This window comes from Autumnicola psychrophila (assembly GCF_031846645.1).
GTDB lineage: Bacteria > Bacteroidota > Bacteroidia > Flavobacteriales > Flavobacteriaceae > Autumnicola > Autumnicola psychrophila.
The window spans coordinates 398214-421657 of sequence record NZ_JAVRHN010000001.1; the positions used below are offsets into that span (position 1 = coordinate 398214).

The following is a 23444-nucleotide window of genomic DNA, read 5'->3' on the forward strand; positions in this document are numbered from 1 at the left end:
TTTTCCACATTTTCGGTCCTAAAATATTGTCGGCATTTCTATGACGTATAATTATTTAACACTCCTCCTTCTTTACCACTATCTTAAATTCTGATAAGGTAAAACAATATTTTTATTAAAAGGATTATTTCCATTATGTTGGATTTATTCCTATTTTTGAAAAAATTGCTATGAGAAATGAATTTTGATAGAATTAAGGAAAAATTGTCCATCCTTGCAGATGCGGCTAAGTATGACGTCTCCTGCTCCAGCAGTGGTAGTATTCGTAAAAACAAAGGAAATGGGCTCGGAGATTCTTCAGGAATGGGGATTTGCCACAGCTATACAGAAGATGGCAGGTGTATTTCTCTGCTCAAAATTCTTCTTACTAACCATTGTATTTTTGATTGTGCTTATTGCGTCACCCGTAAAAGCAATGATATAAAACGTGCCGCCTTTAAAGTGCAGGAAGTAGTAGATCTTACTATTAATTTCTACCGACGCAATTATATTGAAGGTCTATTTCTTAGTTCAGGAATTTTTAAAGATGCTGATTATACTATGGAACGCCTTATTTTGGTTGCTAAAAAGCTTCGATTAGAAGAGAATTTTAACGGGTACATTCATCTCAAATCCATACCTGGAGCAAGTGATGAGCTTATGCAGGAAGCCGGTTTATATGCAGACAGGCTGAGCGTTAACATTGAAATACCTACGGTTTCCGGTTTAAAACTTTTGGCTCCAGATAAGAAACATGAAGATTTCATGAAACCTATGCGTAAGGTTAGAAATGCAATTACAAAAAATCGCGAAGAGAGTAAAATCTTAAAATCCACACCAAAATATGCTCCTGCGGGACAAAGCACACAAATGATTGTTGGGGCCACAGGAGAGACAGACAGGGACATTATGTACACTGCTACCTACTTTTACAAAAAATATGAAATGAAAAGGGTTTACTATTCCGGCTATGTGCCGGTTACCACCGATCCCCGACTGCCAGCTCTCACCTCTGCCGTTCCCATGTTGCGGGAGAACCGTCTTTATCAAACAGATTGGCTGCTCCGCTTTTACGGCTTTGACATAAGAGAACTATTAAATGAAGAACATAAAAATTTAGATACAGATATTGATCCCAAATTAAGCTGGGCGCTTCGCAACATGCACCTTTTTCCTGTAGATATAAATAAAGCTGAAAAACAATTGCTGGCACGTGTCCCGGGAATTGGGCTAAAATCGGTTCATAAAATTATTAATGCCCGTAAACATCGCTGTTTAAATTGGGAACATCTTAGAAAGATTGGAATTGCCCTCAATCGCGCAAAATATTTTATTGTTTGTAATTCACATGGGTGGGAGACGAAAGATCTTTCTTCAGAAAAAATTAAAGGTTTAATACTTAAAAACTCAAGCAGCAAATTTAAAAAGAATTATAGTCCGCAATTGTCAATTTTCGACTCATGAAGATTATTTTAAGCTATGATGGAACTTTTACGGGATTTCTTACATGTGTCTTTACCACGTATGAAGAAAAGCTTGAAGTGGTGGACATTCAACAGGAGCAAAGGGCAACAGAATTATTGTTCAGCCAACTTCAAAATATCATTACAGATGAAGCTAAAGCCGCAAGGGTTGCTTTGGCTATAAAAGAAAGATGTTCAGCCGCCGGAAGAAGGAATCTCTACCGCGCATTCCTTAGTGAAGAACCAGGAATTGAGCTTACTATATTAAAATACCTGCAGTACGTTTTTAAAAGTAAGCATCAGATTGATTCCGATTATAGTAATCCACAAGTTTTGAAAATTGCTCAGACAGCTAAAAAGGTCGGCAGAGAAAAACATCGCATGGAGGCTTTTGTACGGTTTAAGCTGACTAAGGATCAAATATATTTTGCCTGTATTGAACCTGATTTTAATGTTTTACCTCTTATCCAGGAACATTTTAAAAAAAGATATGCCGATCAAAAATGGATCATTTACGATATCACAAGGAAATATGGGTTATATTATGACCTTCAGGAAGTTAACCACATAGCCTTACAATTTAACCAGGACATGAACATAAATGCCAGTAATAGCAAGGCTTTAGATCCTAAAGAGATAGAGTTTCAACAGTTGTGGCAACAATATTTTAAAAGTACCAACATTGTATCAAGAAAAAACACTAAGCTTCACCTCCAACATGTTCCCAGACGGTACTGGAAATATTTAAGTGAAAAGAGCCTATTGCATAATTAAAAAATAGTTTAAATTTGTTGCTTCAACTAATTAAACAAATATTACAATGAGAAAATTATTTTTATTATTCGCAGTAGCAACAATGTCTCTTTCTATTTATTCTTGTAGAGAAACTACAGAAGAAAATGTAGAAAACGATATGGAAGAAATTGGTAACGACATCGAAGAGTCTGCTGAAGAAGCTGGTGAAGACATCGAGAATGCTACCGAGGAAGCTGGTAACGAAGTAGAAGCAGAAGTAGAAGGAACTGACGAGATGTAATCCTCGTTTGAACTAATATTTTCTAAAGCCATTCTGATATCGGAATGGCTTTTTACTTTTAATAGAAACACAACAATGAAAAAAGTATTTTTAGTTTTTATAGTGGCCGTGTCCTGCTTTTTATATTCCTGTCGTGAAAGTACTCAGGAGAAGACTGAAGAAGCGGTTGAAGCCATAGGTGAAGATATAGAAGAGAATACACGTGAAGCCGGACGTAAACTTAAAGAAGGCGCAGAGAAAATTGATAATAAAGTAGAAGAAGAACTTCAGGAACTGGAACGTGAAAATAACAAAACCGAAATCGAATGAAAGGCGTTGTTAACCTTACTTTTTCCGTTCTATTACGTAATTCACCATTAGCTCAAGTGAATCCCGGTAAGTGGAGGCTGGGTACTCCTCGAGAAGCAATAATGCTTCCTGCTGGAATTCTGTCATCTTTTGTTCAGCATATTCCAGACCTCCGTTGGTTTTAACAAATTCAATAACTTCTTTTACCCGCTTTTTATCTTTATTGTGCCTTTTGACTGAATTGATGAGCCAGGATTTCTCTTTACTCGAGCAATTATTTAGGGTATAAATAAGAGGTAACGTCATCTTTTGCTCTTTAATATCTATCCCGGTAGGCTTACCAATTTGAGCTTCTCCATAATCGAATAAATCATCCTTAATCTGGAAAGCCATTCCTATAAGCTCCCCGAATCTGCGCATCTTAATCATATCGTCAGAATCAGGTTTTACAGAAGCAGCGCCAAGACTACAACAAGCTGCAATTAAAGTAGCTGTCTTCTGCCGAATAATTTCGTAATAAACTTCTTCTGTAATATCTAATCGCCTTGCCTTTTCAATCTGCAATAATTCACCCTCACTCATCTCTCTTACCGCAACCGAAATTATCTTCAGAAGGTCAAAATCATTATTATCGATAGACAACAGTAACCCTTTGGAGAGCAGGTAATCTCCAACTAAAACAGCAATTTTATTCTTCCACAACGCATTAATACTGAAAAAACCCCGCCTTCGGTTAGAATCATCCACAACATCGTCGTGAACCAGTGTGGCGGTATGGATAAGTTCAATTACTGAAGCACCGCGATATGTCCGTTCGTTAACAGTGCCGCCGGAAACCATCTTGGCTACGAGAAACACAAACATAGGCCGCATCTGCTTGCCTTTACGATTTACGATGTAATGGGTAATCCTGTTAAGAAGCGCTACATTTGAAGACATGGACTGAAAGAACTTTTTTTCAAAAAGTTCCATCTCCTTTTCCACCGGAAGTTTTATTTGGGAAATTACCTTCATAAAGCAGTGAGCAAAGATAACTTTTTATGCGGAAATCCTACTGCTTTTAATCCCCGTAGATTAAGCCGATTTATTTGCGAGTTGACCACAGGCTGCATCTATGTCCTTACCCCTGGAACGCCTTACGGTAACGGTAATTCCGTTTCTTTCGAGCATGTGCTGATACATGGTAGTAGCCTCAGCAGATGCTTGCTGGAAATGTCCGTCATCTATAGGATTATATTCAATCAAATTTACCTTACAGGGAACCGCTTTACAGAAATCCACCAATGCCTGGGCCGCTACGCGATTATCATTAATATCTTTCCAAACGATATATTCATATGTAATTCTGCTCTTCGTCTTAGCGTACCAGTATTCCAAAGACTCTTTTAAGTCCTTCAGCGGAAAAGTTTCGTTAAAAGGCATAATCTTCGTCCGCACCTCATCTATAGCCGAATGTAATGACACTGCAAGCTTTATCTTCGCTTCATCATCAGCAAGTTTTTTAATCATCTTTGGAACGCCAGAAGTTGAAATGGTAATTCTTTTAGGAGACATTCCCAGACCTTCTTTAGAAGTAATTTTCTCAACAGCTTTCATCACGTTGTTGTAATTCATCAAAGGCTCGCCCATTCCCATAAAAACAATGTTAGAAAGAGGTTTATCAAAATAAAGCCGGCTTTCGTTATCTATGGCTACTACCTGATCATAGATCTCATCCGGATTAAGATTGCGCATTCGTTTTAACTTAGCCGTTGCACAAAACTGGCAATCAAGGCTACAACCAACTTGAGAAGAAACACAGGCAGTAGTACGTTTAGGCGTAGGAATAAGTACAGACTCTACAGTGAGGCTGTCGTGTAACTTTACGGCATTTTTAATCGTGCCATCGCTGCTGCGCTGCATCTGGTCTACCCGAATATGATTAATAACAAAATTATTCTTCAGCATCTCACGGGTCTCTTTGGAAATGTTGGTCATTTCTTCAAAAGTATGCGCACTTTTGTTCCATAACCACTCATAAACCTGGCTTCCTCTAAAGGATTTATCTCCCTGGGAGACAAAGAATTCCTGAAGTTGCTTTTTGGTTAAAGCCCGTATGTCTTTCTTTTCGTTTTTCACGCTGCAAAAATACAAAAGACCCCACAGGTTTCAGAAACCTGTGGGGTCTTTTTCAAATTATTATTTAAAACGCTATAAAATCAACATAGCATCTCCGTAAGTATAGAATTTATATCCTTCCTTCACAGCCTCATCATAAGCTCTTTTCATGAAGTCGTGTCCTGCAAAAGCAGAAACCATCATTAAAAGCGTAGATTTTGGAGTATGGAAGTTAGTAATCATACAATTAGCAATACTAAAATCGTAAGGAGGGAAAATAAATTTATTGGTCCAGCCTCCAAACTCATTAAGTGTAAGGTTTGAAGAAACTGAGCTTTCCAAAGCTCTCATCACTGTTGTACCAACAGCACAAACTTTACGTCTTTCCGTTTTCGCCTTATTAATTGTTTCTACTGCCGGACCTTCAATAAAAGCTTCTTCGCTGTCCATTTTGTGCTTGGAAAGATCTTCCACTTCTACCGGACTAAAAGTTCCCAATCCAACATGAAGCGTAACTTCAGCAAAATCAATTCCTTTAATTTCAAGACGCTTTAACAGGTGCTTAGAAAAGTGTAATCCTGCAGTAGGTGCCGCAACAGCACCTTCCTTTTTCGCATATATCGTCTGGTAACGTTCCTCATCTGAAGCTTCTACCTCTCGTTTGATATACTTTGGAAGCGGAGTTTCCCCCAATTCATTCAATTTTTTTCTGAAGTCTATATAAGAACCGTCATACAAAAACCTTAATGTACGACCCCTGGAAGTTGTATTATCAATAACTTCTGCAACAAGACTTTCGTCATCGCCAAAGTATAACTTGTTCCCAATCCTAATTTTTCTTGCCGGGTCCACCAACACATCCCAAAGCTTGGTTTCAGGATTTAACTCCCTTAAAAGGAACACTTCGATCCTGGCTCCGGTTTTTTCCTTGTTTCCAAAAAGTCTTGCAGGAAACACTTTGGTATTGTTAAGTACCATTACATCCTGCGGATCAAAATACTCTATCAGGTCCTTAAATTGCCTGTGTTCAATAGTTTGATCCTTCCTGTTTAGCACCATTAGCTTTGCCTCATCCCTGTTTTCTGAAGGATATTCAGCCAAAAGTTCTTTTGGAAGTTCAAAATTGAAGTGTGAAAGTTTCATTCCCATAGTTGAATTTTTAAAGGGGGCAAATATACAACCTCAACATAGGGGTTGTCAAGTAAATAGCACTTTATTTAAAAAATGATTTCTTCGGAAGGAAATAGTGCCGAAAATTGCCATTTTGAAGGCTATTCTTAAATTGAGACAGGAGACAGGAGACAAGAACCAGGATGCGTGATAAACCATTACAACTTATGATTTTCAGCAGAAATTTGTGACAAAGATTCCATTTGAGATTTTACAACCTGCTCCTGAAAAATATAAAGGCCTAAAATCACCATTTTTCAGCCTCTTCTTAATTTCCATTGTGAATAACAAAAGAACTTCAGGGTTTTTCTGAAGAACCAGTACCTACTCAAGGCCGATAATTGCCATTTTGTAGCGTTCATCTTAAACTGAACCATGAAACAGGAGGCAAGAATCACGATCCTAATAAAAAAACTTTCCGCGGAAGCATTTAAAAATTATTTGTGGATTCGTGGCGGGACTACAGGTCAAAAATTGGTAATTATCAACCTTCTCTTTGCACATCAAATCCCAGGCTTTCCAGATCTTCCCAAAAATCTGGATAGGATTTTGAAACCACCATTGCATCTTCAACCCTAAACGGCACTTTAAGCGCCAGCGGTGCAAATGCCATTGCCATTCTATGATCGTTATAAGTCGCCACAGAAGCCCCTTCATTAAAAATTTTTACCGGATGCAATCTTAGACTGTCGTTCGTAATGTCCACTTTTGCCCCAAATTTTTCAATTTCGTTCTTTAAAGCGACTAATCTATCGGTTTCTTTGATCTTCAGCGTATGTAAACCGGTTAACTGACATTCAATTCCCAAAGCTAGACAGGTTACAGCAATCGTCTGGGCAATATCCGGCGAATTCTGAAGATCTTCAGCAATTCTCTTTGGCTTTTTACAGGGTTTTTTCTTCAGAATAATGGAATCATTCTCATATTCTGTTTCCACTCCCAGCTGACTATATATTTCTGCCAAACACGAATCCCCCTGAAGGCTGGTTTTACGATAATTGGATAATTTTAGCTCTGCTTCATCACAAATGGCAGCGATACTGTAAAAATAAGATGCTGAACTCCAGTCTGACTCGATATTGATCGTTTTTGAAGACAGGCTTTCTTCCGGTTCAATTTTTATTCTGTTATCCTTAAATTCACCCTTAATCCCAGCGTGGTGTAATATCTCCAGCGTCATGGAAATATATGGTGCGGAAGTAATTTGTCCATCCAGCCTGATCTGTAGTCCGTTAGGAAGTGAAGGTGCAATTAACATTAACGCCGAAATGTACTGACTACTGATATTTGCCTGCACCACTACCTCATCTTTGCTAAGTTTTTTCCCTTTTATCCTTAGCGGGGGAAAACCCTGCTCCTTTTCATAAGAAATATCTGCTCCTATACTTTTAAGTGCCTCAACCAGTAGTTTAACTGGTCGCTCCTGCATGCGTGGACTTCCTGTAAGTACTACTTCCCTGCCCTCTTTAGCTGCAAAATACGCTGTTAAAAACCGCATGGCAGTACCTGCGTGATGTATATCTACGATCTCATCTTCAGACTGAAGCGCCTTCTTCATCACCTGGGTATCATCACTATTGGACAGATTTTTTACCTGCAGTGAAGGAAATAAAGATTGAAGAATAAGAAGCCTGTTGGATTCGCTTTTAGATCCGGTTATTTGTAATTTTCCAAAAAGTTTTTTTTCAGAATGTGATATTTTGATTTCCATATAATTCAGTTATTGGAATTTTCTTCTCGTTTTTCTTTTGATCTAAACTGGCCATAAGCAACTATAACTCCATAAAAAAGGGCGGCTCCAAGTTGGGCTAAAATATACCTTAGCAACTTGTCCCCGGCAATATGATCGTAGTAATAATTTTCAAAAGCAAAACCACCATATTCAAAAAAGATTGAAACGAGATTGTAAAGAATGGCAAATATTAGCCCCAGAACAACTACAGACTTCCAATATTTCCTTTGTGAGACAATGCTCTTAAACCCCATTTACTTCAGCTTTTCATTATTATGATGCCTGTCATGATCCCGTTTTGTCTTCAAATCCAGTTTTTTATCAAACGCTTTTTGAAGATCGACACCAGTTTGATTTGCAAGGCATAAAATTACAAAAACAACATCTGCCAATTCTTCTCCAAGGTCTTTATTTTTATCACTTTCTTTCTCACTTTGCTCTCCATAACGACGGGCAATAATCCTGGCAACCTCCCCAACTTCTTCGGTAAGTTGCGCCATATTTGTTAGCTCGTTGAAATAACGCACTCCGTGTTCATTTATCCATTCGTCAACAGCTTTTTGAGCGTCCTGTATATTCATTTTTATATTTTTGAAAGAACTATTGCTTCGGTTTGTTTTTCAATTATCTGACTGTAAAACTTCTTTAAACCATCATAATCTTCAGGAGTAAAATAGGTTTTTGGCAAGTCTAGAGTAGATCTTATATTCAAAATAGCTCCATTTTGCTGCACAATAAAAGTGTATTTAACTTCTCCCCCATTAAGCTGGAAAATTCCACTTTCGGGAACCGATTCCAGGATATATCCTTCCGGAGCAATAAAAGTAATAATTTCATTTTGCAAGAAAGGAAAATCAAAGAAAATCGGATAATTTCTCTCATCGGCTTTAAAGGGATTTTCCTGAACAGCATTAAACAAAAACGGTTGTAAATAAATTTTTCCGTTGATTTCCTCTACCGGGTTTTTTGCTGTAAAAGTATAAGCTTCCTTAATGTCTTCATTTATACTTACTTTGTTTTCAACAACAAGGTCTGATATAGTATACTGGCCTAATTTTAATTGCAATTTTTCCAGATATTCTTCATCACTCATACCGTTATTTTCACGGAAACGCTTTGCATACAATCCCTGATGTGCTTTACTGGCTTTACCCTCCAGTTGAAGACCGTCATTTAACCCAAAATACGTATACACTTTTTCTTCAGAAACTGTAGAAGGAATAAGGTCAACCCAGTCTGAACTACCTTCTTCTCGTATAAGTCTACCCTGAAAATTTCTGGCACGTTTTGGCAGCTCCCCTATAGCAGCTAAAGGATCTGTAGCATCGAGCAGCACGGTCTGGCCCTGGAGTTCTACACAGGAAATTACATAGTTAAAACCATTTCTTGTAGGAAACACAGGAATACCGTTATCTGGTGTACTTAAAAGCACCGGATTAGCGGTTAAACCAGCATACCTAAGCATAGCTGTTAGTAAAAGATTTACATCTGCACAGTTTCCAACTCCCTCTTTGTAAGCAGATCTAAGACCATTATCTGCATAATATCCCACAAAATTATTCCACCTTACTTTATTCTTCACAAAATCATATATCAGCGATATTTTAGTTTCAGGATTGGAAATTCCTTTTAGAAGCTCATCGATGTCCTTCTTAAAATACCGTTCCTGGCTTAATTCCTTACCCAGGCTGCCATCATAAATAGTTTTAGTGACCTTTTCCCAGCTTTCGGTAAAATTCTCTACCGGTGAGTTAGGGAACTTTGTATACATAAGCTCCCATTTAATGTACGCCGCGTAATTTTCAAGATAATCCACAAAAGGCTCTTCTTTTAAAGCAGGAATGTTATCTTCTTTAATCTCATAAACAGCTAAATTGTAATCTATAGAATTACTGGAATAATCTGATGACCTTGTCAAGCCATTACTCCTTCTATTAGCCTCCTGATAAGTATACCTAAAAGTGTCACCAGATTTGTCTATATTAAAAATTAAACGAGACTTAAGGTTAGAATGTAGCTTAAAACCAAAGAATTCAGGAATTTTCACCTTCACTTCGATTCTATTAACAGGAATCGTATACTGCAGCCTGGTCTCTCCCAGGTTGGTTAAGAACGGAGACCGAATAGAATAAGAATACTCTATTACACTTCCTTCTGTTACAGCTGGCATAGTGAATTTTGTCTTTAGCCGGTACTTATTTACTTCTTCATCAAAAATACCGTCTTTGTGCAACTTTTCATCTTCAAGTTTACCATCTACTATATTATACGTATTTCCTTTAATACTTACGATTTTCTGGCGGTCAGATCCACTCTGATAAGCTGTAATCTCTTTATTTGCCCAATCAAACCCCTCTTTGTTATAAATTTTTATACGTTCGTGAATATCGGTTACAAGAGTGAATCCCGCGTTTTGGTTGAATTCATAATAGGTATTCTCACTTTTATAAAGAATGGCTGCATTGGCTGTAGAATCCAAAGGATGAATTTTTTCTAGCACTTCTTCTTTGGAAACTTTTCCGAACTTAAAGTCCTGCCCGTTGGCGACGCTAAAGGCAACGAGGAATAGAGTAAATAAAAAATTACGCATGATGTTAAAGGTTAGTTATTATAACGGCTTTTTGATTGTTGATATGATTTACTTCAGATATAAAATCCCGGAATTTCTGATACTTTTCTGCAGGCCAGGATCCTTTTTTTATTTGATATGACCGTATCACCTCAATCTTTTTCTCGTCTCCACCATCTATTACGTTAAGTTGAAAGTCCAGACTTCCAAATTCTGAAGTTATATTTGCGGATTGTGGAATTGATTCCACCTCAAATCCTTCAGGCAGAAGAAAGCTAAAATAATCAACTATTGTTTCTCCCCTTCTTATCTCCAGTGGCAATTTTCGCTCTTTAGTTTCCGCAGTATTAAAAGTTTTCAGGTTTAGAAAACTTACCGGTAGTAATAGTCTTTTTCCGGCCTTTGTACCGTATTTTTGTCCGGTAAAACTCAGCTCTTCAACAAACTGCTGTTTATCTTTGTCATCATTGTATTGTATAGACTCTATTTTTAAATCCTGTAAATGCCCCCAGTCTTCTTTATATACTATATCCTGAATTGCTGCTTTTTGATCTTTTAGTTGATAAATATTTCCATAGAAAACACCATTGCTCTGGCGCAAAAATTGAGTTTCAAAAGAGCCATCTTGTTTTAAAATAATTTTTGTATTGCTTTCTCTGAGGTTCTCAGGTGCAGTATAAGTTTTTGTACGAACAATTTCTCCTCCTTCAGGCTTTACAAGTAGTACATTTCTATCGTCCGTAAAATCGCCAAGATAATTAAAGGGCATGGTCTGGCTTGTACATTCCAGCCATATATCCTCCTCACCATCGGGAATATTGAGAATTACATGTGTGCCCTGCATCGAAGCAAAATCTGAGTCAATATTTCTTTTTTCTTCCCCTGCATAAACCACAGCATAATTAGATAGGATATCCTGTGATTCCAGCAGAGCCTTTGTATAATTGGTTAAGGCCTTACAATCACCATATCCCAATTTATCAACATCTTCAGACGGCATAGGTTCCCAACCGCCAATTCCCAGTTGCACACTTATATACCGCGTTTTTTCCTGAACATAGTTATAGATGATTCTAGCCTTCTGTTCTAAGGTTTTTGCATCTTTGGTTAGTACTGCAATTTTTGAAATGGTTTCTTCAGGCAATCTATCCCTGCCTCTTAGTAAATTATCGAACTGCCATTTACCCAGTTCTGACCAATTAGTTGCATGCCCAGTCACTCCCACCAAAGAGAAATCATTTAAAGCAATCAATACTTTAGGTGTAAAATGTTCCAGGTCTGGCGCCAACTTTTCAGAAACATAAGCCGGAATTTTGCTTACACTATAAAAAAGTTCATATTCCGAAACTTTCTTACTTAAAGAAAAACCTTCAAAATTCCGTTCTTCAAAACGAAAAGGAACTTTAGCCGGGTTAAGCAAACGATAGGAAGAATTCTCTATACTCGCATTATACCCGTATACAGGCTGCCACGGTGGAATAAAAATAGTAGTATTAGTCACTACTTCACTTTCAAATAAAATTGTATAAGGATAGCTTCTGGGAGTATAATCAAGATAACTTATTCGATCATCTGAATGAAGGTTTGCACCTCCCACAGCACTTTGATCTTTAAAATCCCGCTCTTTATAATGCTGAATTTCTTTGCCAACAGAATTAAATATATAAGCTTCCTGATGTTTTATTTTCCGGTTATCATCATAGAAGGTGGATGCCAAAGCATAACCATCACCTTTCTTATTTAAAACAGTAACAATTTTTTTGCGACGGATAAGCATCTTGTCCACCGCCAAAACCTCCACCTCAGTCAGGTTTTCTCTAATAATTGCATGTGAATTAGCCGTGAGACTGGAATCCAGTAGAAAGCTTTGGTATTTAAAATCTTGAGCAACTGCAGAATTAACTAAAAAAAAGAGTACTACTGTATATACTGAAAATTTACGCAGAATCATTAAGAGGTTTCATTTTCTAAGGTAGGGCAGATTAATGACTGCAATATAGAAAATTTTAAGACTTTTTAACTTTTATTTTTAGAATCCATAAGAATCGTAACAGGTCCATCATTAATTAAGGCTACCTTCATATCTGCCCCAAACTCTCCCGTGCCTATGCGTTTATCCAGTTTTTCTTCCAACACTTTAATAAATCTCTCGTAGAGAGGTATGGCAAATTCAGGCTTCGCAGCTTTTATATAGCTGGGCCTGTTTCCTTTCTTAGTACTGGCATGGAGGGTAAATTGACTAACAACTATGGCATCTCCCTGAATATCCAGCAAAGAGAGGTTCATCACATCATCTTCATCATTAAAGATGCGCATTTTAATAATTTTATTACACAACCATTCGATATCCTCCTCTGAATCTTCATCTTCAATACCGAGCAAAATAACAAGTCCTTTTTCTATAACTGCATTTACGCGATGGTTAATAGTCACAGAAGCTTCTGACACCCTTTGTAGTACTACCCTCATTTCTTCTGATAATTATCTATTCTGTAATTTTCATCTTCCCCCTCCATTATTTGTAAGTAACTCTTATACCTGGACCAGGCGATTTCACCCTCTTCCAAAGCTTCCTTTACTGCACATTGCGGTTCTTCCATATGCAGGCAATTATGAAATTTACAATTTTGTTTTAGGGCAAAGAACTCCGGAAAATAATCACCAATTTCTTCTTTTTCCATATCCACCACTCCAAAGCCTTTAATTCCCGGTGTGTCAATAATCCGAGCATTAAAGCTTAAATCAAACATTTCTGCAAATGTTGTAGTGTGCTGCCCCTGCCGGTGCTGTTCAGAAATAACCGAAGTTTTTAAATCCAGCGAAGGCTCAAGTGCATTGATTAATGTAGATTTTCCAGTCCCGCTGTGTCCCGAAAACATGCTGGTTTTCCCTATCATCAATTCTTTGACTTTCTCAACACTTTTACCTGTCTTAGCTGAAATTCCCACACATTCATAACCAATTTCGCGGTACAGCTTCGCCAGGAATTTCACTTCCATCGTTTCTTCATTAGAGTAAGTATCAATTTTGTTGAATAGGATAACCGCTTCTATGTCATAAGCTTCTGCCGTGACAAGAAAACGATCTATAAAAGTGGTAAATGTCGGCGGATTATTAAGGGTAACCAGGAGGAAAACACGATCTATATTTGAAGCAATTATATGCGTTTGCTTAGAAAGGTTTACAGATTTACGAATTATATAATTCTCCCGCTCCTCGATCTTTTTTATAACTCCCTGCTGCTCATCCCCCTGCTGGTCTTCCAGATCAAAGACCACTTTATCCCCTACAGCAACGGGATTTGTACTTTTAATTCCCTTAAGGCGGAACTTTCCCTTTATTCGGCATTTATAGAGTTCTCCTGATTCGGTTTTCACGAGGTACCAGCTGCCTGTAGATTTGTATACAGTTCCTTTCATTAAATATTAAATTTATACTAATTGCCTTGTAAAATCAATTGAATTTCCACATAGATTTAACCGCTTAAACTTAATCATTCTTCATCATGCAAAAAGTTACTAAAAAATCGTTCATTTTCATCTTCTTCATCTTTATGGGATTTACATCCAACGCGCAAACCCACCTGTATGAAGATCCAAATTTCGATCAAATTGCAAAAGAGCATAAAACAATTGCTATTTTGCCATTCACTGCAAAGGTAAGCCTACGACCTAAACAAATGAAAGAAATTTCAGCAGAACAGTTAGCTGAAATGGAAAAAAGCGAAGGAACTGCTGTACAGGCTTCTATGTACTCCTGGTTCTTGAAAAGGAAAAGCCGCGGCAAATTGTTTATTGACGTTCAGGACCCAAAACGCACAAATGCGATGCTGGCTAAGAATAAAATTTATGATCTTACCGCCCTTACACCAGAAGAACTAGCCGAAGTATTAGAAGTGGACGCTGTTATTGGCGGTAACTTCGAAACCGACAAACCTATGTCTGACGGCGCATCCATTGCCCTTGGACTTCTTGTTGGATTTTGGGGATCCACCAACGCTGCAACTATTAATATGAGCGTAAACAATGCGGCAGACGGGGAACTTTTATGGAATTACAATAAAAGAGTAGCTGGCAGCCTAGGTAGCAGCACAGATGTGTTGATAAATACGCTAATGCGAAAAGCCTCAAGACGGTTGGCCTATACTAAGTAAGCACAGCAAAAAATAAGAAAGCCTCACTCTAGCAGTGGGGCTTTCTTATTTATACCAAAATCACATTTCTCATTTTTGAATTTATAGCAAAATGAAATGAGACTCTTAAGAATTCATTACTTTCTCCTGGTGGTTAATAGATTCCTGGTGGACAGCCTTAAATAAACGTAAAATAAATTCTTCGCTAAGCCCGTGTTGCTCTCCTTCCAACACCATTTTTCCGAGAATTTCATTCCATCTTTTTGTCTGAAGAACAGAAACGTTCTGTGACTTTTTCACTTTTCCTATTTCATCAGAAACTCTCATTCTTTTGGCAAGTAACTCAATTAACTGATTATCGGCAACATCAATTTGTGCTCTAAGATTACTGAGTTTATTCTGAAATTCTTCACTTTCTGAAATTTCTTTTCTAATCTTCAAATCTTTCATAATCTGAACAAGGGTTGCTGGAGTTATTTGTTGTGCCGCATCACTCCATGCATCATCAGGAGTATGATGGGTTTCTACCATTATTCCGTCGTAATTAAGATCGAGTGCCGTCTGGCAAAGATCAAAAATTATATCACGGCGTCCGGCGATATGCGAAGGATCAAGAATTAATGGAAGATCAGGAAATTTATTCTGAAGTTCAATAGCGATCTGCCATTCCGGATTGTTTCGGTATTTTGTTTTTTCGTAAGCTGAAAATCCTCTATGGATTACTCCCAAATTTTTAATATCTGCAGTGTAAAAACGCTCAACAGCACCTAACCACAGAGATAAATCTGGATTCACCGGATTTTTCACCAATACAGTTTTATCAGTTCCCTTCAGAGCATCTGCTATTTCCTGAACGATAAATGGAGAAACTGTAGTACGCGCACCAATCCATAGAATATCTACATCATTTTCTAAGGCAAGGTCTACATGAGCAGTGTTTGCAACTTCAGTAGTAGTTAACATTCCTGTCTCTTCCTTTGCCTTTTTGAGCCACTTTAAACCAAGTGCACCAACACCTTCAAAGTTTCCAGGTCTTGTTCTTGGTTTCCAGATTCCTGCTCTTAAAACTGTCGCATCTGTATCTTTTAGCTGATGTGCAATCTTCAAAACCTGATCTTCGGTTTCGGCGCTGCATGGGCCCGCGATCACAAGAGGGTGATCAAGACCAAAAGCATCCAGCCAATTTCTAAGTTCTTTCTTGTTTTCCATTTGTCAATATAATTTAAGTAGTATTAGTTGATTCCGTTTAAAATTGTTTTAATATGATTTGTCCTTTCCATTTCATTAAAGACCTCCTCAAAATCCTCATTTTCGATAAGATTCTTAAACTGGGTAAGATTACTGATATATCCATTTAAGGTTTCCAGTACATTCTCTTTATTCTGCTGAAAGATTGGTGTCCACATAGCAGGTGAACTTTTTGCCAGGCGCACAGTAGATGCAAATCCACTACCTGCAAGATCAAAAATATCCCGCTCGTTCTTTTCCTTTTCCAATACCGTTTTGCCAAGCATAAAAGAACTTATATGTGACAGGTGTGAAACGTATGCGATGTGCCGGTCATGTGATTCAGGATCCATGTACCTTATCCTCATTCCGAGTTTATTAAAAATGTCCAAAGCCTTCTCCTGAAGTTTAAAAGCAGTCTTTTCTACCTCGCAAATAATATTAGTTTTGTCTTTGAAAAGTTGAGGTGTTGCCGCTTCGGGACCAGAATATTCTGTACCCGAAATAGGGTGGGCAGCCAGAAAATTTCTTCTCTTTGGATGATTTGTTACCGCCTGGCAAAGCTTTGCTTTTGTTGATCCCGCATCTATAACCAAAGTGTTTTCCCCAATTTGATCCAGTGTTTGCTTAATGACCTCCAGACTAACATCTACGGGAACGGCCACAAATACAACATCGGCATCTTCAAAATCTGCCATTGTAGCTTTTTCATCTATCAGCTTTAATTCCTTTGCCCTGTCAAGATGTGCTTCATTAGCATCTATTCCGAAAATCTTTGAATCTGGAAAATTTGCTTTCACGTCCAGTGCAAAAGAACCTCCAATAAGCCCTATTCCTATAATATAAACTTTCATTTTTTTACTCGTTTAATGGCTTCAGAAATATTGTCTTCGTCTGTACAAAGAGAAAATCTGATGTAACCTTCTCCCTGACTTCCAAAAATAAATCCGGGAGCGGTGAAAATATCATGAGTATGTAAAAGTTTATCTACAAATTCTTCTGAAGTTTCACCTTCCGGTACCCTCGCCCAAATGAACATTCCCTGTTGATCTTTTTCCGGAGTACAACTTAGAGCTGCAGCCAGTTCCAGGACTTTATCTTTTCTTCTCCTGTAAATTTCATTTTGAGCCGTAAACCACTTTTTATCCAGGCGTAAAGCTTCAGCAGCTCCGGCCTGCAAAGGATAAAACATCCCACTATCCATATTGGTCTTTACCTTTAAAATGGTATTAATGTTTTCTTCACTACCGCAGAGCATCCCGATACGCCAACCGGCCATATTAAAACTTTTGCTCAGGGAATTCAGTTCCAACACTACTTCTTTAGAACCTTCTGTTTTCAAAATACTTTCGGGATGATCATTTAGAATAAAGCTGTACGGATTATCATTTACGATCAATATTTGCCATTTTTTGGCAAAAGCCACTAATTCTGAAAAGAAATCTTCGTTAGCTGAAGCTCCTGTTGGCATATGAGGGTAATTAACCCACATCAGTTTTACTTTGCTTAAATCCTTTTTAGCTAACTTTTCAAGATCCGGAAGCCATTTCCCTTCAGCATCCAGTTCATAATAAACCGCTTCTGCTTCCACAAGCTTTGTTACCGAAGAATAGGTTGGGTAACCCGGATTGGGGATTAAAACCTGATCTCCTTTATTTAAAAAAGCCATAGAAATATGGGTGATTCCTTCTTTGCTCCCCATTAAAGGAATGATTTCTTTCTCTGGATCCAGGCTCACGTGATAATGGTTCTTATAAAATTCCTGAATGGCATTTCTAAAATCTGCCGTTCCTTTATATGGCTGATATTGGTGCGCTCCGGGATTCATAAGTGCCTCATTTAGTTTAGAAATCACCTGAGGCGGTGGTGGTAAATCGGGACTACCAATTCCTAAATTTATAATAGGTTTTCCCTGCGCCTCCAGTGCGCGCACTTCTCTCAGTTTACTGGAAAAGTAGTATTCCTTTACCTCATCTAATCTTTTTGCCTGTACCATTACAAACTATTTTTATATGTGCCCAATACTTTTAATTGCTCAGTCATCACTTCCAATATTTCCATTGCCTTTTGAAAGCTTTCGTACTCTTCAAAAATAACATCTACAAAAAAAGAATACTTCCAGGGCGTTTCTATAATAGGCATACTTTGGATCTTAGTCATATCCAGATCAAAATCCCTGATGATATTTAATACAGAAACAAGACTCCCTCTTTTACTTTCTAATTCAAATTTTAAAGATGCCTTATTAATAATGTCCCCGTTTGGCTCCTTTTTCTTCATACTTAAAATCAGGAAGCGCGTAGCATTACTTTTTTTGGTGTGGATATTTTGCGCCAGCATTTCGAGGTTAAAAATCTGCGCTGCAGCTTTACTTGCTACCGCTCCAACATGCTTTAATCCCTTTTCTGAAATCCTTTTGGCAACTTCTGCCGTATCTGCATCCTCAATTAACTTAATATGTGGATATTTTTTAAAGAATTCTTTACACTGTAGCAATGCCATGGGGTGGGAAAAAACTTTCTTAATTTTTTCTATAGACTGGCCCGGCAATGCCATAAGGTTCATATCAATAGGAATATAATGCTCCCCAATCACCTTTATGTTATTTTCATCAATCATTGCATAATTGGGCAATATGGAACCCGCAATAGAATTTTCTATAGCCATTACCGCCTCATCTGCTTCACCCGAAACAAGTCCTGCAACCAGCTCACGAAATGACATGCATTCCAAAACATCAATATTTTCATGGTAGTACTCCTGTGCCACCAAATGATGAAAGGAACCTTGAATTCCCTGAATTGCTACTTTTTTCTCCATTTGAAATTTGCTCTAAAAAAAAAGTCCCGACGTTTAGATCGAGACTCTTATATAATTTCAGCACAGTTAATTACAAAGCATTCCCGATCCTATCTCTGGTATAGAAATAAAAATAATAAAATGCGTTCCAGGTAATTAAGTTGTTCATTGTTTCACTGTTACGGCGCTAAAGTAGCATTTAATTTCAAAAATGAGCGCAATTTTTATTCTTTTTTTAACTTTTTATTAATTTCATTTCCTAATTCTACTTTCCTGAAAGGATTACTAAAAATTGTCATTTTTAATGATACTTTATTCCGAATAATTTAAACGACTTTTGCCGCTCTTCAGAAGGAAAACGAAAACCTACATTTTCCTTAGCACATATGGGTAATAATTAATTGTTACTTTTGAAAAAAAGAGTCTGTATGTCCATTTCAGTTGAAGGAATTTCTAAATTTTACGGAGATCAAAAAGCCCTGGATGCAGTTTCATTTTCTATTGAAAAGGGTGAAATTGTTGGTTTCCTTGGACCCAACGGAGCGGGAAAATCTACTTTAATGAAAATCCTTACTGGCTATTTACCTCCTTCTGAAGGAAAAGCTGAAGTAAACGGAATTCAGTTGAGTGATAATATTTATCAAATCCAGAAGGGAGTGGGATATCTTCCGGAGCATAATCCATTGTATACTGAAATGTATGTAAGGGAATATCTTGCTTTTAATGCAAAGGTTTATGATATAGGTAAAGAAAGAATTGAAGAAGTAATCGAACTTACGCGTCTTACTCCTGAAGCAAACAAGAAGATTGAACAGCTTTCAAAAGGTTACCGACAACGGATCGGCTTGGCTTCAGCTTTACTTCACGATCCGGAAGTTTTAATCCTCGACGAGCCTACCACCGGGCTGGATCCTAACCAGCTTGTAGAAATCAGGAATCTTATCCGGAATATTGGCAAAAATAAAACGATCTTTCTTTCTACCCATATTATGCAGGAGGTGGAAGCTATTTGCGAAAGGGTGATTATTATAGATCATGGAAAAGTGGTGGCCGATAAGAAAATGGCAGAACTTCGGGACGAAAATGAGCAAATTATCATAGTGGAATTCGATTATCGTATTGAAGATGTTGCCTTCAACAAACTTCCGCATTTAATTAGCGCTAAAAATGTCGGTGGTTTTACCTACGAACTTCATTTTGATACTAGAAAAGATATGCGCCCTGCGGTTTTTGATTTCGCACATGATAACGGACTAAAAACACTTCAGCTAAACCGGAAAACCAAGAACCTGGAAAGTCTTTTTGCTGAACTTACGATCCCCCCAGCCCCCGAAGGGGGAGTTTCGTAGAAAAAATTTCACAAGTGAACTTTTTCAAGCTCAAGAACGAACTGTTTCTTCAGTACGAGCGCAGTCGACAACCCATTGTTCCGTTGTTCAGAGATTAATGTTTGCTGCTTTCAACCAACCCCTCGACTCCGCTCGGGGCGACCAAATGAAACTTTGAAACAGTTCTAAAAGTGAGGCATCAAATTTGGCAATTATCGATCTTTAGAAATCAGAAGGATAAAAATTTTTTCTTTCTGACTCGGGGATTCGCAATTTAAATCTTTGCTCTTCGAATCCTTCCAGAGAGATATGTCACGCACTGTTTTGTCAGTTCCAGCGCAGTCGAGAACCTATTGTGCTGTTCCCATAAAGAAGATGGTTCCCTGCTTTTAACAAACCCCTCGACTGCGCTCGGGGCGACATGCAATTGCCACGCAAATTCATGCATTTACCAGTTCACATTTCAGTCGAGAACTCATACAAATTACTCTCTTTAAAAGAACCTCTCGACTCTGCCCGAGTTGACCTCATATTTAAAAATCCCTTTCGGGGATTTAAAGGAAAAACAGTTTTCCCGTATAAAATTCTTCTACATCAACAACCGGCGGCCTATTAACAGAAATTACATCGCCAAAACTCCTTATCTCACCTTTTACAGACTGCTGCGGATTTATTATCATTTTATTTGTCCCGCGGTGAAAGATTTCACAATGCTGAACAACAAGATCACGAGCCTCCAGCCTTCCGTCGCCGGCAGCAAAGAACACATTCAGATTCTCCACCTTTCCTGAGAGGAAATAATTTGAGTATTGATCATTTGTAATCCGAAGATTTTGCACGTCCAGATTAACCTGAAAATCTCCCACAGTACGAATGGAGGAATCATCTTCCTGATTAAAAGATCGCAACCATAAATTGGCAAATTTCAGTACACCTATACTTTCTATTGTGCTGCCACTACTATTCTGCAACCATGTGAGTTCGGGAACAGTAACGTAAACTTTGGTAACTTCGTAATCCCGGAACAGGTTACAGGAATTGCCATTTTTGATGCTCAGTCTGGAACCTTCTACTTCAACCGAAATCTCATCTCTCAAATTCTCACCGGTCTCCACAATTATCTTCTGTTCCGCCCCCTGCTGAATGAATAGTTTCACTCTTTCATAAACCATTATTTCATCAAAAGCTTCTACTTCAACTTCGTCCCGCACCACTTCCCCGGCAGTTTCAAAACAGGTTACAGCCTCTTCCGGAGAACAGCCGGAAAAGAAAAATACGATAAATACTATGTAGAAAATATTCTTCATTTATTTATAATCTATACCCTAAAGAAAATTCGACAGCTTCTGCATTTGCACCATGCGCCCTTACTGTAGCTGATGCCCAGAAATGCTCACTCAACTTTCTGCTCAATCCTGCCCTTATGTAAAGCTGGTCCACATATTCAGCATAAGGATAGTAAACGTAAAAACCCAGCTGAGTAATGACAGAGAGTTTGTTGAATGTTAGCTGATGACCCGCAAACAGTCCTACGCGATTTGCATCTTCATCACCTGTGGTATGGCCGTTTGGGAAAGCCACCGATTGGTAATAAATATATTCTTCCAGGGCTTTGGAATAGAAAAACTCCGCACCTGCCTGCAAAGTGCTTTTTCTGTTAATCACTTTATCTGCAAATACCGTAGCCGTTAAAAAAGGATATCGTGCAGATCCTATAATTCCCATGGTATTTACTCCGCCGCGAACAGCAAAATTCAAGTGAACCGGTTCGGAGTATTTAATTTTCTCCGAATCCTTAGCAATATATTCCGGAGCATTTTCATAATCCAGCATATAATTTACTCCCACATTAAATGTCAACGTATTTGTACTGCTATTAGGAGATTTAAAATCGGCATTGGAATAATGAAGCAGCGAAATCCCCGCCTGCAATCCAAATCCTTTGTAAATGTTTTCCCTGTGAAAATTACCCATGAGGTAAGTGGAACTTAAAATTTGGGAACCGTATGCGTTGTTCCGGTAATTATCGTCCGGATGATATGGATTTGAAGCATAGGCCAGTCCCTGCCCTACCCTAAACATTAAATTCCGTTGTAAAAAGTAAAAACTTAAATGAGCATAAAGTCCGAAGTTTTCCCCGAGGTGCTGATTTTTTAGATCCTGATAAGTAAAAGAATAGCCCACATCAGGATGATTGTAACGCCGCTCCCAGGCTTTAAACCCATAAGTTTTTCGCTGAAAACTGAGGATTATTCCCGTGGGATGGTCCGTAATGAGGTGGGAGATATCGGGACTATGTTCTAAAATTGTTCCATAGAAATAATTGGCATCTACCGAATAAAATTTGGAAGCTTTATCCTGCGCATTTATTATTCCACAGCAAAACAAAAGTAGGTAGAGGACAAATTTATTCATGGCACAGCAAATCTAATACATTTGCGATAATTGCCATTTTTGGCATCTCTCTTATTTTTCCGCTAAAAAATTGCCTCTGCAATTTTTTGAATATTAGAGCTTTTCCCCATAGAGTAGTAGTGCAAAACCGGAACCCCGGCATCCATTAATTCTTTAGATTGCGAGATACACCAATCTACACCTACCTGTCGTACTTCTGCATTACTTTTGCATTTTTCAACTTCTGAAATTAATTCTTCGGGAAGATCTATTCTAAAAACCTGCGGCAGTAACTGCAGGTGCCTCATTGTGGCTATTGGTTTTATGCCCGGAATAATTGGCACGTTAATTCCAGCTTTTTTGGCATCTTCCACAAACTTGAAATATTTGCTATTATCAAAAAACATTTGTGTTACGATATAATCTGCCCCTTTATCTACTTTTTCTTTCAACCGCCGGAGATCTGATTTTAAGGAAGGGGCTTCCAAATGTTTTTCAGGATAGCCCGCGACTCCAATACAAAAATCAGCCTTGTGATCTGCCTCGATAACATCGTGCAAATATTTTCCCTGATTTAAACCCTGAATTTGCTCCACCAACTCACAGGCGTAATTATTACCACCTTCTGAAGGTTCAAAATATTTTTGATGGCTCATCGCATCACCACGCAGCGCCATTACATTTTCAATACCCAAATAATGGCAATCCACCAGCAGATACTCAGTTTCCTGCTTGGTAAAACCTCCGCAAAGCACATGAGGAACTGTATCTACGTTGTATTTATGTTTGATCGCGGCACAAATACCCACCGTTCCAGGGCGCATACGTGTAATTTGTCTGTCCAGAAGCCCTTCTCTTTCCACATATACATATTCTTCCCGGGAAGTTGTCACATCTATAAAAGGCGGCTGAAATTCCATTAAAGGATCTATATTATTATATAGCTCCTGAATATTTTTTCCTTTTTTTGGTGGAATAATTTCGAAGGAAAATAATGTTTTTCCCTTTGCATTTTTGATGTGTTCCGTAACTTTCATGTTAACCTAAGATTTCTTTATATATTGGCGTTGCCTTACAGGCCGGGCTTTTCGCTATATCTTTTTTCCCAGCACTCCACTTCGCTGCGTGCCGGTAAAAAAGGATGCCGCTGCAATCCCTAACGCATTTATTTCATCTAATCTTTTATTCTTTTATTCAAGAACTCGTAACCAAATCTTGAGCAGCTAAATT

At 38.1% G+C, this 23444-nt stretch carries 23 protein-coding genes; 6 read left to right on the top strand and 17 right to left on the bottom strand.

The annotated features are described in order from the left end of the window. Nucleotides 1–177: 177 nt before the first annotated feature. From RM541_RS01550 to RM541_RS01565, 4 genes are all read left to right on the top strand, one after another. On the top strand, nucleotides 178–1443 hold the full coding sequence (locus RM541_RS01550) for a putative DNA modification/repair radical SAM protein (protein WP_311498466.1): 1266 nt from the start codon (nucleotides 178–180) through the stop codon (nucleotides 1441–1443). Beyond that, a complete protein-coding gene (locus RM541_RS01555) occupies nucleotides 1440–2216 on the top strand; it encodes a TIGR03915 family putative DNA repair protein (protein WP_311498467.1) in 777 nt (258 codons plus the stop codon). Before RM541_RS01550 ends, RM541_RS01555 begins: the two co-directional genes overlap by 4 nt. Before the next feature lie 82 nt (nucleotides 2217–2298). Then, nucleotides 2299–2478: a hypothetical protein gene (locus tag RM541_RS01560; protein ID WP_311493524.1), complete on the top strand. Its 180-nt coding sequence runs from the start codon at nucleotides 2299–2301 to the stop codon at nucleotides 2476–2478. 75 nt (nucleotides 2479–2553) lie between these two features. Then, entirely contained in the window at nucleotides 2554–2787 is a 234-nt protein-coding gene (locus tag RM541_RS01565; protein ID WP_311498468.1) for a hypothetical protein, read from the top strand. A 15-nt stretch (nucleotides 2788–2802) separates the two neighbouring features. Here RM541_RS01565 and RM541_RS01570 read toward each other — a convergent pair whose 3' ends face one another. The 10 genes from RM541_RS01570 to rsgA all read right to left on the bottom strand — a co-directional run bounded on the left by RM541_RS01570 (nucleotide 2803) and on the right by rsgA (nucleotide 13753). After that, on the bottom strand, nucleotides 2803–3780 hold the full coding sequence (locus tag RM541_RS01570; protein WP_311498469.1) for a polyprenyl synthetase family protein: 978 nt from the start codon (nucleotides 3778–3780) through the stop codon (nucleotides 2803–2805). Nucleotides 3781–3840: 60 nt separating this feature from the next. After that, nucleotides 3841–4884: a dual-specificity RNA methyltransferase RlmN gene (gene rlmN, locus RM541_RS01575; protein WP_311498470.1), complete on the bottom strand. Its 1044-nt coding sequence runs from the start codon at nucleotides 4882–4884 to the stop codon at nucleotides 3841–3843. Nucleotides 4885–4956: 72 nt separating this feature from the next. Then, the gene (gene queA, locus RM541_RS01580) at nucleotides 4957–6006 is read right to left on the bottom strand and encodes a tRNA preQ1(34) S-adenosylmethionine ribosyltransferase-isomerase QueA (RefSeq protein WP_311493725.1); all 1050 of its coding nucleotides are present in this window, start codon (nucleotides 6004–6006) and stop codon (nucleotides 4957–4959) included. A 511-nt stretch (nucleotides 6007–6517) separates the two neighbouring features. After that, nucleotides 6518–7744: a 3-phosphoshikimate 1-carboxyvinyltransferase gene (aroA, locus tag RM541_RS01585; RefSeq protein ID WP_311498471.1), complete on the bottom strand. Its 1227-nt coding sequence runs from the start codon at nucleotides 7742–7744 to the stop codon at nucleotides 6518–6520. A gap of 5 nt (nucleotides 7745–7749) precedes the next feature. Further along, entirely contained in the window at nucleotides 7750–8019 is a 270-nt protein-coding gene (locus RM541_RS01590) for a hypothetical protein (RefSeq protein WP_311498472.1), read from the bottom strand. Then, nucleotides 8020–8346: a nucleotide pyrophosphohydrolase gene (locus RM541_RS01595; RefSeq protein WP_311498473.1), complete on the bottom strand. Its 327-nt coding sequence runs from the start codon at nucleotides 8344–8346 to the stop codon at nucleotides 8020–8022. A 2-nt stretch (nucleotides 8347–8348) separates the two neighbouring features. Then, entirely contained in the window at nucleotides 8349–10355 is a 2007-nt protein-coding gene (locus RM541_RS01600) for a transglutaminase family protein (RefSeq protein ID WP_311498474.1), read from the bottom strand. Nucleotides 10356–10359: 4 nt separating this feature from the next. Further along, nucleotides 10360–12285: a DUF3858 domain-containing protein gene (locus RM541_RS01605; RefSeq protein ID WP_311498475.1), complete on the bottom strand. Its 1926-nt coding sequence runs from the start codon at nucleotides 12283–12285 to the stop codon at nucleotides 10360–10362. A gap of 65 nt (nucleotides 12286–12350) precedes the next feature. Then, nucleotides 12351–12803 carry a D-aminoacyl-tRNA deacylase gene (gene dtd, locus RM541_RS01610; RefSeq protein WP_311498476.1) on the bottom strand — a complete coding sequence of 151 codons (453 nt, stop codon included), beginning with the start codon at nucleotides 12801–12803 and terminating at the stop codon, nucleotides 12351–12353. After that, nucleotides 12800–13753 (bottom strand): ribosome small subunit-dependent GTPase A, encoded by a 954-nt coding sequence (gene rsgA / locus RM541_RS01615; protein ID WP_311498477.1) that lies wholly within the window; start codon nucleotides 13751–13753, stop codon nucleotides 12800–12802. The genes dtd and rsgA overlap by 4 nt, the downstream gene beginning before the upstream one ends. Nucleotides 13754–13839: 86 nt before the next feature. Between rsgA and RM541_RS01620 the strand changes: the two genes are divergently transcribed. Then, nucleotides 13840–14487 (top strand): hypothetical protein, encoded by a 648-nt coding sequence (locus tag RM541_RS01620; RefSeq protein WP_311498478.1) that lies wholly within the window; start codon nucleotides 13840–13842, stop codon nucleotides 14485–14487. Nucleotides 14488–14592: 105 nt separating this feature from the next. On the opposite strand, the gene RM541_RS01625 is transcribed toward RM541_RS01620, so the two are convergent. From RM541_RS01625 to RM541_RS01640, 4 genes are read right to left on the bottom strand one after another with little or no spacing between them, the layout of a single operon-like run. Next, complete coding sequence (locus RM541_RS01625; protein ID WP_311498479.1) at nucleotides 14593–15675, bottom strand: chorismate mutase; 1083 nt, start codon at nucleotides 15673–15675, stop codon at nucleotides 14593–14595. A gap of 23 nt (nucleotides 15676–15698) precedes the next feature. Then, nucleotides 15699–16547, bottom strand: coding sequence for a prephenate dehydrogenase (locus tag RM541_RS01630; RefSeq protein ID WP_311498480.1), 849 nt, complete (start codon nucleotides 16545–16547; stop codon nucleotides 15699–15701). After that, nucleotides 16544–17689, bottom strand: a complete 1146-nt coding sequence (locus tag RM541_RS01635) for a pyridoxal phosphate-dependent aminotransferase (RefSeq protein ID WP_311498481.1) — start codon at nucleotides 17687–17689, stop codon at nucleotides 16544–16546. The genes RM541_RS01630 and RM541_RS01635 overlap by 4 nt, the downstream gene beginning before the upstream one ends. Next, on the bottom strand, nucleotides 17689–18513 hold the full coding sequence (locus RM541_RS01640; RefSeq protein WP_311498482.1) for a prephenate dehydratase: 825 nt from the start codon (nucleotides 18511–18513) through the stop codon (nucleotides 17689–17691). Before RM541_RS01640 ends, RM541_RS01635 begins: the two co-directional genes overlap by 1 nt. 407 nt (nucleotides 18514–18920) lie before the next feature. Between RM541_RS01640 and gldA the strand changes: the two genes are divergently transcribed. After that, nucleotides 18921–19841 (top strand): gliding motility-associated ABC transporter ATP-binding subunit GldA, encoded by a 921-nt coding sequence (gldA, locus tag RM541_RS01645; protein ID WP_311498483.1) that lies wholly within the window; start codon nucleotides 18921–18923, stop codon nucleotides 19839–19841. Nucleotides 19842–20374: 533 nt separating this feature from the next. Here the strand turns inward: gldA and RM541_RS01650 are convergent. The 3 genes from RM541_RS01650 to metF form a co-directional block, all read right to left on the bottom strand. Then, entirely contained in the window at nucleotides 20375–21127 is a 753-nt protein-coding gene (locus RM541_RS01650; RefSeq protein ID WP_311498484.1) for a head GIN domain-containing protein, read from the bottom strand. Nucleotides 21128–21131: 4 nt separating this feature from the next. Beyond that, on the bottom strand, nucleotides 21132–22235 hold the full coding sequence (locus RM541_RS01655; protein ID WP_311498485.1) for an acyloxyacyl hydrolase: 1104 nt from the start codon (nucleotides 22233–22235) through the stop codon (nucleotides 21132–21134). Nucleotides 22236–22297: 62 nt separating this feature from the next. Continuing rightward, a complete protein-coding gene (gene metF, locus RM541_RS01660; protein WP_311498486.1) occupies nucleotides 22298–23251 on the bottom strand; it encodes a methylenetetrahydrofolate reductase [NAD(P)H] in 954 nt (317 codons plus the stop codon). Nucleotides 23252–23444 lie beyond the last annotated feature (193 nt).